10 protein-coding genes are annotated in these 13,650 nt (G+C 72.7%); 8 read left to right on the plus strand and 2 right to left on the minus strand.

Annotation, left to right across the window (positions count from 1 at the left end; all coding sequences use genetic code 11):
• Positions 1 to 116 precede the first annotated feature (116 nt).
• Positions 117 to 2,270 carry a primosomal protein N' gene (locus tag AB0H86_RS27985; RefSeq protein WP_362444388.1) on the plus strand — a complete coding sequence of 718 codons (2,154 nt, stop codon included), beginning with the start codon at positions 117 to 119 and terminating at the stop codon, positions 2,268 to 2,270.
• A gap of 234 nt (positions 2,271 to 2,504) precedes the next feature.
• Here AB0H86_RS27985 and AB0H86_RS27990 read toward each other — a convergent pair whose 3' ends face one another.
• Positions 2,505 to 3,047, minus strand: a complete 543-nt coding sequence (locus AB0H86_RS27990; RefSeq protein ID WP_362444391.1) for a hypothetical protein — start codon at positions 3,045 to 3,047, stop codon at positions 2,505 to 2,507.
• Between the two features lie 338 nt (positions 3,048 to 3,385).
• Between AB0H86_RS27990 and fmt the strand changes: the two genes are divergently transcribed.
• Positions 3,386 to 4,318: a methionyl-tRNA formyltransferase gene (gene fmt, locus AB0H86_RS27995; protein ID WP_362444394.1), complete on the plus strand. Its 933-nt coding sequence runs from the start codon at positions 3,386 to 3,388 to the stop codon at positions 4,316 to 4,318.
• Positions 4,319 to 4,380: 62 nt separating this feature from the next.
• Complete coding sequence (locus tag AB0H86_RS28000) at positions 4,381 to 5,808, plus strand: transcription antitermination factor NusB (RefSeq protein WP_362444397.1); 1,428 nt, start codon at positions 4,381 to 4,383, stop codon at positions 5,806 to 5,808.
• On the opposite strand, the gene AB0H86_RS28005 is transcribed toward AB0H86_RS28000, so the two are convergent.
• Entirely contained in the window at positions 5,789 to 7,936 is a 2,148-nt protein-coding gene (locus AB0H86_RS28005) for an MMPL family transporter (protein WP_362444400.1), read from the minus strand. The genes AB0H86_RS28000 and AB0H86_RS28005 overlap by 20 nt on opposite strands.
• A 185-nt stretch (positions 7,937 to 8,121) precedes the next feature.
• Here AB0H86_RS28005 and rpe point away from each other — a divergent pair, with 185 nt between their 5' ends.
• From rpe to AB0H86_RS28030, 5 genes are all read left to right on the plus strand, one after another.
• A complete protein-coding gene (gene rpe / locus AB0H86_RS28010; protein ID WP_362444403.1) occupies positions 8,122 to 8,808 on the plus strand; it encodes a ribulose-phosphate 3-epimerase in 687 nt (228 codons plus the stop codon).
• Positions 8,809 to 8,885: 77 nt separating this feature from the next.
• Positions 8,886 to 9,929 carry a sugar-binding domain-containing protein gene (locus tag AB0H86_RS28015; RefSeq protein ID WP_362444406.1) on the plus strand — a complete coding sequence of 348 codons (1,044 nt, stop codon included), beginning with the start codon at positions 8,886 to 8,888 and terminating at the stop codon, positions 9,927 to 9,929.
• Positions 9,930 to 10,034: 105 nt separating this feature from the next.
• On the plus strand, positions 10,035 to 10,349 hold the full coding sequence (locus AB0H86_RS28020) for a barstar family protein (protein ID WP_362444409.1): 315 nt from the start codon (positions 10,035 to 10,037) through the stop codon (positions 10,347 to 10,349).
• Between the two features lie 131 nt (positions 10,350 to 10,480).
• The gene (locus tag AB0H86_RS28025; RefSeq protein WP_362444502.1) at positions 10,481 to 11,923 is read left to right on the plus strand and encodes a GuaB1 family IMP dehydrogenase-related protein; all 1,443 of its coding nucleotides are present in this window, start codon (positions 10,481 to 10,483) and stop codon (positions 11,921 to 11,923) included.
• Between the two features lie 248 nt (positions 11,924 to 12,171).
• Entirely contained in the window at positions 12,172 to 13,641 is a 1,470-nt protein-coding gene (locus AB0H86_RS28030; protein WP_362444412.1) for an amino acid permease, read from the plus strand.
• The last annotated feature ends 9 nt before the right edge of the window (positions 13,642 to 13,650 follow it).

Below are 13,650 nucleotides of genomic sequence, written 5' to 3' on the forward strand. Positions count from 1 at the left end.
CGACATGACCTCCTGGTCCCCACGCCACCCGCAGCACTACCTGGAACCGGCGGGACGGAGTCCGGCCTGACCCCGGGACCGGTCGAATGTCAGTGGGGTCTGGTACCAATGATGCTGTGAGCAGCGGGAACGAGGATCCGAAGGGTGCGGCGCAGGACGCGGCGCCCGAGCAGCTCGCGCTCATCCGGGAGAGCGTGCGCAGGGCGAAGGCGCCGCGGGCCAAGCCGCGGACCTGGCGGGGGGCCGCGCTGGCCGGGGAGCTGCCCGTCGCCCGGGTGCTGGTGGATAAAGGGGTGCTGCATCTCGACCGGTACTTCGACTACGCGGTGCCGGAGGAACTGGACGCCGACGCACAGCCAGGTGTGCGGGTGCGGGTGCGGTTCGGGGCCGGGCGGCATCGGGTGCGGGACGGGCGGCGTGAGGGCGGAGGGCTGATCGACGGGTTTCTCGTCGAGCGGCTCGCCGAGTCCGACTACTCCGGGCCGCTGGCCGCACTGGCCCAGGTCGTGTCGCCCGAGCCCGTGCTCGGCGAGGAGCTGCTGGGGCTGGCCCGGGCCGTCGCCGACCGGTACGCGGGCAGCCTCGCCGATGTGCTGCAGCTCGCCGTGCCACCGCGCAACGCGCGAGCCGAGCAGCGGCCCTCGCCCGCTGCGCTGCCGCCTCCCGGCGCGCCGGACGTGGGGACCTGGGGCCGGTACGAGCACGGGGCCGCGTTCCTGGAGTCGCTGGCCGCAGGAGGTGCCCCGCGCGCGGTGTGGAACGCGTTGTCGGGGCCGGAGTGGAGTGACGAGCTGGCGCGGACCGTCGTGGCGACGCTGGCCTCCGGGCGCGGTGCGCTGGTCGTCCTCCCCGACGGCAGGGCGGTCGCACGCCTCGACGCCGCGCTGACCGCGCTGCTGGGGGAGGGGCGGCACGCGGTGCTCACCGCCGACGCCGGGCCCGAGAAACGGTATCGGGAGTGGCTGGCCGTGCGACGGGGGGGCGTGCGGGCGGTCGTGGGGACACGGGCCGCGATGTTCGCTCCGGTGCGGGACCTCGGCCTGGTCGCCCTGTGGGAGGACGGCGACGACAGCCACAGCGAACAGCACGCGCCCCAGCCGCACGCGCGGGAGGTGCTGCTGCTGCGGGCCGCTCAGGACAAGTGCGGCTTCCTGCTCGGAAGTTGGAGCTGCACCGTGGAGGCCGCCCAGCTCGTGGAGAGTGGATGGGCGCGACCGCTGGTCGCCGGGCGTGAACAGGTGCGGGCCGCCGCGCCGCTGGTCAGGACCGTGGGGGACGGGGACCTCGCGCGGGACGAGGCGGCGCGGGCCGCGCGGCTGCCGACCCTCGCCTGGCAGGCCGTCAGGGAGGGGCTGCGGCACGGGCCGGTACTGGTACAGGTGCCCAGGCGGGGGTACGTCCCGAGGATGGCGTGCGCCAACTGCCGGGCGCCCGCGCGGTGCAGGCACTGCTCCGGGCCCCTGGAGGCACAGGAGTCCGGGGCCGCGCTGCGCTGCGGGTGGTGCGGGCGGGAGGACGGCGCCTGGCACTGTCCGGAGTGCGGGGGGTTCCGGCTGCGGGCGCAGGTCGTGGGGGCGCGGCGCACCGCCGAGGAGTTGGGGCGGGCGTTTCCGGCGGTCCCGGTGCGGACGTCGGGACGCGAGCAGGTGCTGGACACCGTGTCGGCGGCACCCGCGCTGGTGGTGAGCACACCCGGGGCCGAACCCGTCGCCGAGGGCGGCTACGCGGCGGCTCTGCTGCTGGACGGGTGGGCCATGCTCGGTCGGCCCGACCTGCGCGCCGGTGAGGAGGCGCTGCGGCGGTGGATCGGGGCGGCAGCTCTGGTACGCCCGCAGGGCGCCGGGGGCACCGTCGTGGTGGTCGCCGAGCCCACGCTGCGGCCCGTGCAGGCGCTGGTGCGGTGGGACCCGGTGGGACACGCGGTGCGGGAGCTCGCCGAACGGGCCGAGCTGGGTTTCCCGCCGGTGTCGCGGATGGCGGCCGTGTCTGGTGCCGCGGAGGCCGTCACGGAGTTTCTGCGGGCCTTGGAACTGCCCCCGGACGCCCAGGTGTTGGGGCCCGTACCAGTGCCCGTCGCGGCCGCTGGAAGCCCGCGAAGGGCGGGTGCTCCGCCTCCCGGGGAGCACTGGGAGCGGGCGCTGATCCGGGTGCCGCCGGGGAGCGGGGCGGCGCTGGCGTCCGCGCTGAAGGCGGCGCAGGCGGCGCGGATGGCGCGCGGAGGCGCGGAGGCGGTGGTTCGGGTGCGGATCGATCCGCCCGACATCGGATGAGCGGGAGATCGGGGCCCGGCCCGGCCGCACGGTCCGCCATGTCGACGGTGCCGGTGGCCGCCGCGGTGGCGCCCTCGCCGGTGCCGTCGGTCGGCCGGGGTGCGCGGCCCGGTGTCACCGTCGCGGCCCGTTGAGCGGGTCGCGGCGGCATGCGTCCGCTCTCCCGCACGCGTGCGGGGGTGGCATACGTCTGCCCTCCCGGAAGCATGCCGGGAGGGCAGAGGGCGGAGTGGGTCAGCCGTTGCGCGGGGCCGGGAAGACGGTGGGCCTGACCTCGTCGCGGAGGGACGGGCTGCCCGCCGTCGGCTGGGTCGGCATGGAGCGGGCGGCGGGGACGGTCGGTACCGCGGAGATGCCGGCGCCCACGTTGACCGTGCGGGAGCCCGTGGAGTCCGCGGCCCGCTCGGACTCGGCGGCCGCCTGGGCGGCGGCACGGCGGGCCCCGTAGCGGCGGTGCACCGCCTGCTTGGTGACTCCGAGGGCGGAGCCCACCGCGTCCCACGAGAAGCCGAGTGAACGATCGAAGTCCACGGCGGCCGTCACCAGGGTCTCGACACTGTCCCGCAGTTCCTGGGCGAGACGGACCGTCGGGGCGGGGGCGCGTCCGTAGACGACGAAGCCCGTGGAGGGGCCGGAGCGGCGCGGGCGGTAGACGTTGCCCAACTGGGCGGTGAGGGTGCGCAGTGCGTCCACCTGCCGGCGGACCCGCTCGATGTCCCGCACCAGCAAGTGCAGGCTGGCCCGAGCCTGGGCGTCGTGGGTTGCGTGGTCGGCCATGAACAAGCCTCTCGAACCGGCGTTGAAAAGGATCGGGTCGCGCGAATGCGGCCCATTGCGGTCAACTCTTTCTTGACCAACGCGGATTCGGGCCGCTGGTCACGCATCGGGGGCGTGTGGGCATATGCGTACGCCCCTGGAGTGGGTGGATCGCGCCTCGGCCGGCGGCCTCGGTTGTGGTTCCCACTCGGTGTCCCACCCGGCCACGCCTCGTTCCCAGTTGGCCCCGAGGCGGGCCCCTCCGGTGCGGGCGCTCGGCGTCGGCGGCTGTTCCGTACGAGGTCATAGACTTGGGCGTTGCCCGTGTCCGACCCCGCCCGAGAGGCCCGAACCCACCCATGAAGCTCGTCTTCGCCGGTACCCCCGAGGTCGCCGTTCCCGCTCTGGACGCTCTGCTCGCCTCCGGGCGGCACGAGGTGGCCGCTGTCGTCACGCGACCCGACGCGCCGGCCGGGCGTGGGCGGAGGCTGGTCGCGTCTCCCGTCGCCGAGCGGGCCGAGGAGGCCGGGATCGAGGTGCTGAAGCCGGTCAAGCCGCGGGATCCGGCGTTCCTGGAGCGGCTGCGTGAGATCGCCCCGGACTGCTGCCCCGTCGTCGCCTACGGAGCCCTGCTGCCGCGCGTCGCCCTCGACATCCCCGCGCAGGGCTGGGTCAACCTGCACTTCTCGCTGCTGCCCGCCTGGCGCGGGGCCGCTCCCGTGCAGCACGCCATCATGGCGGGCGACGGGATCACCGGTGCCACCACCTTCCTCATCGAGGAGGGACTCGACTCCGGGCCCGTCTACGGGACGGTGACCGAGACCGTCCGGCCCACCGACACCAGCGGCGATCTGCTGACCCGGCTGGCCTTCGCCGGTGCCGGGCTGCTGTCCGCCACCATGGACGGGATCGAGGACGGCTCGCTGAAGGCCGTACCGCAGCCGGCCGAGGGCATCACCGTGGCCCCGAAGATCACCGTCGAGGACGCCCACGTGGATTGGCGCACGCCCGCGCTGCGGGTCGACCGGGTGGTGCGCGGGTGCACCCCGGCGCCCGGCGCCTGGACCACCTTCCGCGGTGAGCGGCTCAAGCTCATCCAGGTCCGGCCCGTTCCCGAGCGCACCGACCTCGCGCCCGGGGTGCCGGCCGTCGGCAAGAACGATGTGCACGTGGGCACCGGCTCGTACGCCGTCGAGCTGCTGTGGGTGCAGGCCCAGGGCAAGAAGCCGATGAGGGCCGCCGACTGGGCCCGGGGCGCACGCATCGGCGACGGCGAGACCCTCGGCGCGTGACGCGGGGCCCCGCGGACTTACGCTTGGCGTGTATCCCTTCCTGCAATCCGGAGCACCTTTTCGTGAGTGAGCAGCCCCGTCGGCCCGGCAAGACCGGCAAGCCCGGCAAACCCTACCGACGGCCCCAGAAGGACCCCGTCCGCATGCTCGCCTTCGAGGCGCTGCGGGCCGTCGACGAGCGGGACGCGTACGCCAACCTCGTCCTGCCGCCCCTGCTCCGCAAGGCGCGGGAGAAGGGCGACTTCGACGGGCGGGACGCGGCCCTCGCGACGGAGCTGGTGTACGGGACGCTGCGGTGGCAGGGGACGTACGACGCCGTCATCGCCACCTGTGTCGACCGGCCGCTGCGGGACGTCGACCCCCCGGTGCTCGATGTGCTCGGTCTCGGGGTGCACCAGCTGCTGGGGACGCGGATCCCGACGCATGCCGCCGTGTCCGCCTCCGTCGAGCTCGCACGGGTCGTGCTCGGCGACGGGCGGGCCAAGTTCGTCAACGCGGTGCTGCGGAAGGTCGCGCAGGACGATCTGGACGGGTGGCTCCAGAAGGTCGCCCCGCCCTACGAGGACGATCCCGAGGATCATCTCTCCGTCGTGCACTCGCACCCCCGCTGGGTCGTCTCCGCGCTGTGGGACTCGCTCGGCGGCGGGCGGGCCGGGATCGAGGACCTGCTGGAGGCCGACAACGAGCGGCCCGAGGTGACCCTGGTCGCCCGGCCGGGGCGGTCCACGGCCGAGGAACTGCTGCGGGAGGACGCGGCGGTGCCGGGGCGCTGGTCGCCGTACGCCGTACGGCTGGCCGAGGGCGGCGAGCCCGGGGCCGTCGAGGCCGTGCGGGAGGGCCGGGCCGGGGTGCAGGACGAGGGCAGCCAGCTCGTCGCGCTCGCGCTCGCGAACGCTCCCCTGGAGGGTCGGGACGAGAAGTGGCTCGACGGATGTGCCGGACCGGGTGGCAAGGCCGCGTTGCTCGCCGCCCTCGCCGCCGAGCGCGGGGCCTTCCTGCTCGCCTCCGAGAAGCAGCCGCACCGGGCCGGGCTGGTGGCCCGGGCCCTCGCCGGGAACCCCGGTCCCTACCAGGTCATCGCCGCCGACGGGACCCGTCCGCCGTGGCGGCCCGGTTCCTTCGACCGGGTGCTGGTCGACGTGCCGTGCACCGGGCTCGGCGCGCTGCGGCGGCGGCCCGAGGCGCGGTGGCGCAGGCGGCCCGAGGACCTCGACAGGTTCGCGCCGCTGCAGCGCGGCCTGCTGCGGACCGCCCTGGAGTCCGTCCGCGTCGGCGGGGTCGTCGGCTACGCCACCTGCTCGCCGCACCTCGCCGAGACCCGGGCCGTCGTCGACGACCTGCTCAAGCAGCGGCCCGAGGCCGAACTCATCGACGCCCGCCCGCTGTTGCCGGGCGTGCCGGACCTCGGCGAGGGTCCCGACGTACAGCTGTGGCCGCATGTGCACGGGACCGACGCGATGTACCTGGCGCTCATTCGGCGGACCGGCTGACACCCGCCTCCACCGACTCGGGGGCCGGTGCCCCGCCGTCCTCCCGGGCCAGCCGGTGTGGCCACCACACGTTCGGGCCGACGTCCAGGAACAGGGACGGGACCAGCACCGACCGCACGATGAAGGTGTCGATCAGTACGCCGAGGGCCACCGCGAAGCCGATCTCCGCGAAGGCGACCATCGGGAGTGTGCCGAGGGCGGCGAAGGTGCCGGCCAGGACGAGGCCGGCGGAGGTGATGACCGCGCCCGTCGTCGCGAGGCCCGTCACCACGCCCCGGCGGGTGCCCTGGTGGGCCGCCTCCTCGCGGATCCGGGTGGTCAGGAAGATGTTGTAGTCGATGCCCAGGGCGACCAGGAAGACGAACACGAACAAGGGGAAGTCCGTAGACTCGCCCGCGTAGTCGAACAGATGGCGGAACGCGAGCGCGCTGAGGCCGAGTGCCGCCGCGAACGACAGGATCACCGTTCCGACCAGCAGCAGCGGGGCGATCAGGGCGCGCAGCAGCAGGCTCAGGATCAGCAGCACGACGGCCAGCACCAACGGGATGATCAGCAGGTTGTCGTGCGTGGTCGCCCTGTCCATGTCCAACAGGGCGGCCGTACCGCCGCCCACCTGGGCGTCCGCGTCCGGCACCGCGTGCACGGCGTCCCGCACCCGCTCCACGGTCTGTTTCGCCGCCTCGCTGTCGGCCGGGTCGCTCATGGTGGCCTCGAACAGCACCTTGCCCTCGAAGAACGGCCGGGTGCCCGGTGGCAGGCCGAGCGAGTCGGGGACCACGCCCGGGGTGGCGGCGACCGCCTCGCCGACCTGCCGGGCCTGCGCCTGGTCGCTGACGACGACCAGGGGATCGCCGCTGCCCGCCGGGAAGTAGCGTGCCGAGACCTCCTGGCCGACGATCGAGTCCGGCTTCCCGGTGAACGCGTCCGCGTTGCTGATGCCCTCCGCGCGCAGCTGGATCAGGCCGAGCGAGCAGACCGCCAGGACCAGGGCCGTCACGCCCCAGGTCATGCGCGGGCGACGGGCCATCCGGCGGCCCAGACGGGCCCACACACCGCGCTCCGTCGGGTCGGGGGCGCCGAAGTGCGGGATCACCGGCCAGAAGATCCAGCGGCCGAAGATCACCAGCAGGGCCGGGAACAGGGTCATCATCGCCAGCAGGGCGACCGCCACGCCGATCGCGGCGACCGGGCCGAGACCGCTGGTCGAGTTCATCTCGGCGGCCAGCAGCATCAGCATGCTCAGCACGACCGTGACGCCCGAGGCCAGCACCGCCGGGCCGGCGCGGTGCAGCGCCCGCGCCATCGCCTCGTGCCGGTCCTCGTGACGGCGCAGCTCTTCTCGGTAGCGGGCGACGAGCAGCAGCGCGTAGTCCGTGCCCGCGCCGAAGACAAGGACAGTGAGAATGCCGGCGCTCTGGCCGTTGACGGTCAGGCCCGCGTGCTGTGCCAGCAGGTAGATCAGGGCCTGCGCGGTGAACAGGGCGGCGATCACCGAGACCAGCGGGACCAGGATCAGGGTCGGGCTGCGGTAGGTGAGGAGCAACATCACGATGACGACGCCCATCGCCGACACCAGCAGCGTGGAGTCGATGCCCTCGAAGGCCGCGGAGAAGTCCGCCGAGGTGCCGCCCGGGCCCGTGATGTGCACGGCGACGCCCCCGCCGCCCTTGCCGACGACATCCCGGATCGAGTCGACGGCGGGCGCGATCCGCTCCCAGCCCTTCTCGTCCATCGTGATCGGTACCAGGACCTGGGCGGCCCGCGGATCGGCCGGCCGGTCGTAGACCGGGCCCCGGGTCTCGGCGCCGCGGATGCCGTGGTCCGTCAGCTGCTTGAGCTCGGCTGTGTCCGCGGTGATCCGCGCCCGGTCCTGGGCGGTCAGGCCGCCCTCGCGGGCGTACACGACGACCGCCGGGATCTGTTCCGGCCTGAAGTCCTCGGAGATCTGCAGGACTTGGGTCGACTCGGCGGAGCCGGGCAGCCAGGACGCCGCGTCGTTGTCCTGGGCGTCGGTGAGCTTCTGGGCGAACGGTGCCGTCAGGAACAGCGCCACCACCCACAGCGCCAGCACCAGCCACTTGGCACGCCGCCCGCACACCAGGTGCGCGACGCCTCGCTTCTCGCTCATGGGCACCCCCGGAAACAGCCGGCCGACGGTGCCTGAGGCCGGACCCCGCGGGACGCGCGGGGCGAGACACCATGCGGCTGCGCCGCGGGGGCGCGCTCGACCACGCACGGTCCGCGGCGTTCATCCGACGGTAGCCACATCGGACCGATGCCGCTAACCCCCGGAGGGCATGGCAGTCTTGGGTCATGGCCGCGCAGATCAACCCCAGCATTCTGTCCGCCGACTTCGCCCGCCTCGCGGACGAGGCGACGGCGGTCGCGGGAGCCGACTGGCTTCATGTCGACGTCATGGACAACCATTTCGTCCCGAACCTCACGCTTGGTGTGCCGGTCGTAGAGTCGCTGGCCCGCGCGACGGACACTCCGCTGGACTGCCATCTGATGATCGAGGCCCCCGATCGGTGGGCGCCCCAGTACGTAGAGGCGGGGGCCTCCTCCGTCACCTTCCATGTGGAGGCGGCCGCCGCTCCGGTCCGGCTCGCCCGGGAGATCCGCGCCCAGGGTGCCCGCGCCTCGATGGCGCTGAAGCCCGGGACGCCCATCGAGCCGTACGAGGATCTGCTTCCCGAACTCGACATGCTGCTGATCATGACGGTCGAGCCGGGCTTCGGGGGACAGGCGTTTCTCGACATCATGCTCCCGAAGATCCGCCGCACCCGCGAGTTGATCAACAAGCACGGTCTTGAGCTGTGGCTCCAGGTGGACGGCGGAGTCTCGGCCTCCACCATCGAGCGCTGCGCGGACGCGGGCGCCGACGTGTTCGTCGCGGGGTCGGCGGTCTACGGGGCATCGGACCCGGCCGAGGCGGTACGTGCATTGCGCACCCAAGCCGAGGGGGCGACCGCCAGGGCGAGCTGGGCGTGCGACCACTGAACCAAGGGAACGTGAACGGCTCCCATCAGGGCCGATCAAGTGCGCCGGATCTGCAAGGATGAAGGCGAATCCAGAATGTGAACAGCAGTGAGGAGAACGCCGTGTCGGGTATGTCGGCGGGCCGGTCAGCCATGCGGATGGGACCCGCTGAGCTGGTGCAGGCGGCGGCCATGGCCCGCCGCTTCTACCTTGAGGGCAAGTCCAAGATCCAGATCGCCGAGGAGTTCGGCGTCAGCCGCTTCAAGGTGGCCCGGGTTCTGGAGACCGCTCTCGAACGGGATCTCGTGCGGATCGAGATCCGCGTGCCGGCCGAACTGGACGCGGAGCGCTCCGACGCGCTGCGCGCCCGTTACGGCCTCAGGCACGCCGTCGTGGTGGAGTCCCCGGCCGATGCCGAGGAGACGCCCGACCCCGAGAACCTGGGAGAAGTGGCCGCCGAACTGCTCGGCGAACTCCTGAACGAAGGGGATGTGCTGGGCCTGGCCTGGGGCCGGTCCACCATCCACATGGCGGCGGCGCTCGACCGGCTGCCGCCCTGCACGGTCGTGCAGCTGACGGGTGTGTACGACGCCGGGACCGCGGAACGCGGCTCGGTCGAGGCCGTCCGCCGCGCCGCCCAGGTGTCCGGCGGCGACGCCCACCCCATCTACGCGCCGATGCTGCTGCCGGACGCGGCCACCGCTCAGGCGCTGCGCCACCAGACCGGGATCGCCCGGGCCTTCGAGTACTTCGACAAGGTCACGGTCGCCTGTGTCTCCATCGGTTCCTGGGAGCCGGGCATCTCGACGGTGCACGACATGCTCAGCGACGAGGAGCGCTCGCACTACGCCTCGCTCGGTGTCGCCGCCGAGATGTCCGCGCACCTCTTCGACGCCGAGGGCCGCCGGGTCGGGCGGGACCTGGGCGAGCGGTGCATCACCGTCAAGACCGACCAGCTCCGCCGTGTCCCCGAGGTCGTCGCGATCGCGGGCGGACAGCGCAAGGCGGCGGCGATCGACGCGGTACTGCGGTCGGGGCTCGTCACCAGCCTGGTGACGGACACCTCGGCGGCGGACTACCTGATGGCGGCGGGGTCGACGCCGAAGCCCGCCCTCAACCGGACCGATCCCGACGGGATCTGACGAACCGTCAGTAGGGGGCGGACGTGGCGGTGTGCCGCCACGGCCGCCCCCCTGCGTGCTCCACCACACCGATGATCACTACGACTCGTTCAGGGCGGTACCGAGATGACGGAACGCGTGGTCACGCTGGACCTCGACGGGGTCACGGACAAGCCGGGCCTGATGGACCGCTGCGCCCGGGCCCTGGAACTGCCCGACTGGTTCGGCCGCAACTGGGACGCGCTGGCCGACAGCCTCTGCGACCACACCGTCTGGCCCGGGGAAGCCGTCGAGAAGGGGCTGCTGATCGTCGTACGGAACTGGCAGCCGTACGCGAACGCGCGGCCCGACGAGTGGCGGACCGCCCGGGAGGTGTTCGCCGAGGCGGCGGACCGGACGCCCGCGCTCTCCGTGGCGCTCGCCCTTGGAGGTTCCTCCTGAAGGCCCTGTGACCTGCCTGGACGATTCGACCGGGCATCGTTTTCCAGTCGACATGGGACAATGAGGTACGTGCTCTTCCCCCTGGCTGACCTGTCCGGGGGCCACCTCTGATCGACTGGGATGTGCAGCACGTGCGTTTCCTCAACGACATCCAGCCCCCGTACGACCTGACGTACGACGACGTGTTCATGGTGCCGAGCCGCAGCGCGGTCGGCTCGCGGCAGGGCGTGGATCTCCGCGCCCCGGACGGCACGGGCACCACGATCCCTCTGGTCGTCGCCAACATGACCGCCATCGCCGGGCGCCGCATGGCCGAGACGGTCGCCCGGCGCGGCGGTCTGGTGGTCATCCCGCAGGACATCCCGATCGAGGTCGTCGCCGAGGTCGTCTCCTGGGTGAAGAGCCGCCACCACGTCCTGGACACGCCGATCGAGCTGGCCCCGCACCAGACCGTCGCCGACGCGCTGTCCCTGCTGCCCAAGCGCGCGCACAACGCCGGTGTGGTCGTCGACGAGGACCGGCGGCCGATAGGCGTCGTCACCGACCGGGACCTGAGCGGTGTGGACCGCTTCACCCAGCTCGAAGTGGTCATGTCCAAGGACCTGTTGCTGCTCGACGCGGACATCGACCCGGGCGAGGCCTTCAACCGGCTGGACGCGGCCAACCGCCGCTACGCGCCCGCCGTGGACCAGGACGGCCGCCTCGCCGGCATCCTCACCCGCAGGGGCGCCCTGCGCGCCACGCTCTACACCCCGGCCGTGGACGCGCGGGGCGGGCTGCGCATCGCCGCCGCCGTCGGCATCAACGGCGATGTCGCGGGCAAGGCCGAGGAACTGCTCGACGCGGGCGTCGACACGCTCGTCATCGACACGGCGCACGGCCACCAGGAGTCGATGATCAGCGCGATCAAGCTGGTGCGCGACCTCGACCCGCGGGTGCCGATCGTCGCGGGCAACATCGTCGCCGCGGAGGGCGTCCGGGACCTGGTCGAGGCGGGCGCCGACATCATCAAGGTGGGCGTGGGCCCCGGCGCCATGTGCACCACCCGCATGATGACCGGAGTCGGCCGGCCGCAGTTCTCGGCGGTCCTGGAGTGCGCCGCCGAGGCGCGGAAGTACGGCAAGCACGTGTGGGCGGACGGCGGTGTCCGGCACCCGCGCGATGTCGCCATGGCGCTCGCGGCCGGTGCGTCCAACGTGATGATCGGGTCCTGGTTCGCGGGCACCTACGAGTCCCCGGGCGACCTCCAGCAGGACGCCGACGGCCGCTTCTACAAGGAGTCGTTCGGCATGGCGTCCGCGCGTGCCGTGGCCAACCGCACGTCCGAGGAGTCGGGGTACGACCGGGCCCGCAAGGCACTGTTCGAGGAGGGCATCTCCACCTCCCGGATGTACCTCGACCCGGACCGGCCGGGCGTCGAGGACCTGATCGACTCGATCATCGCCGGCGTCCGCTCCTCCTGCACCTACGCGGGCGCCAACTCCCTGGAGGAGTTCTCCGAGAAGGCCGTCGTCGGCATCCAGAGCGCCGCCGGCTACGCCGAGGGCAAGCCCCTGCACGCCAGCTGGGGCTGAGCGGCTCCCTTCCGTACGGCCCCGGCACAACGGTCTGAAGCCCCCGCGCAACGAACATCCGCCCAGCCCCGATGAACGCAACGATCTTGCAGGGGTGCGCAAAGTTGCCACATTACACAGGCAACGCCATCCCATAGGGTCATGCCCTGTACATGGCGTGGCGGGGACCCCGCTCGGTGGGTCCCTGCTGTCAGGGGTGCCCCATCGGTTCCCGTCGCACCGAGAGGCAGCGACAAAGGAGTCAGCGCGTGCTCGACCAAGGCGCACCCCCGCACAAGCGTGGCCGTACAGGCCCCTCGTCCCCCGGGCTCGGTGCGCGTCTCATGCGCCGAAAGCCGGTGGAAACCCTGGTCGCGGAGGGCGGCCAGGGCGAGGGCGGCAGTCTGCGCCGCTCCCTCGGACTGTGGCAGCTGACCATGATCAGCATCGGTGCCACCCTCGGCACCGGCATCTTCGTCGTCCTCGGCGAGGCCGTTCCCAAGGCCGGCCCGGCCGTCACCCTCTCGTTCGTGATCGCGGGTCTCACCGCGCTGTTCTCGGCGCTGTCCTACGCCGAACTGGCGGGCACCATCCCGGTCGCCGGGTCCTCGTACTCGTACGCATACGCAACGATGGGCGAACTGATCGCCTGGGTGTGCGGCTGGTGTCTGGTCCTGGAGTACGGCGTCTCGGTCGCCGCCGTGGCCGTCGGCTGGGGCGAGTACCTGAACGAGCTGCTCGACGGGACGATCGGCGTCACCATCCCCGACGCGCTGTCCGCCCCGCCCGGCGACGGCGGCGTCTTCAACCTGCCCGCACTGATCGTCGTCCTGCTGGCGATGGCCTTTCTGCTGGGCGGCGCCCGCGAGTCCGCCCGCGCCAACACCGTCATGGTCACCGTGAAGATCGCCGCGCTGGTGCTGTTCTGCGCCATCGGCATCCAGGGCTTCCGCTCGGGCAACTACGACAACTTCATGCCGCTCGGCATGGCCGGCGTCAGCGCCGCGGGCGCCACGCTCTTCTTCTCGTACATCGGCTTCGACGCCGCCTCCACCGCCGGCGAGGAGGCGAAGAACGCGCAGCGTGACCTGCCCCGCGCGATCATGCTCTCGCTGGTCGTCGTGACCGCCCTGTACGTCCTGGTCGCCGCCGTCGCCGTCGGCGCGAAGCCCTGGCGGCAGTTCACCGACTCCGAGGCCGCGCTCGCCCAGATCATGCGCGAGGTCACCGGGCAGGGCTTCTGGGGCACCCTGCTCGCGTTCTGCGCGGTCATCGCCATCGCGAGCGTCGTCCTGACCGTCCTGTACGGCCAGACCCGCATCCTCTTCGCGATGTCCCGGGACGGCCTGGTGCCCAAGGTGTTCGCCCGCGTCCACCCCAAGACCGGCACACCCCGCGCCAACACCCTGATCGTGTCCCTGTTCTGCGGTGTCCTCGCCGCCGCCGTTCCGCTGGGCCAGCTCGCCGACGCCACCAGCATCGGCACGCTGTTCGCCTTCGCGCTGGTCAACGTGGCCGTGGTCGTGCTGCGCCGCACCCGTCCCGACATGCCCCGTACCTTCCGGGTGCCGCTGTCGCCCGTACTGCCGGCCCTGGGCCTCGCCCTGTGCGTCTGGATGATGGGCAGCCTGTCCGCCGTCACCTGGGTCGTCTTCGGCGTCTGGATGGCCGTCGGGCTCGTGGTCTACTTCGGGTACGGCCATCGCCGCTCCCGTCTCGCCCCGCTCGAAACGAAGTGAACCGCCCGC

It is taken from the genome of Streptomyces sp. NPDC050997 (assembly GCF_040660135.1).
In the GTDB taxonomy this organism is placed as follows: domain Bacteria; phylum Actinomycetota; class Actinomycetes; order Streptomycetales; family Streptomycetaceae; genus Streptomyces.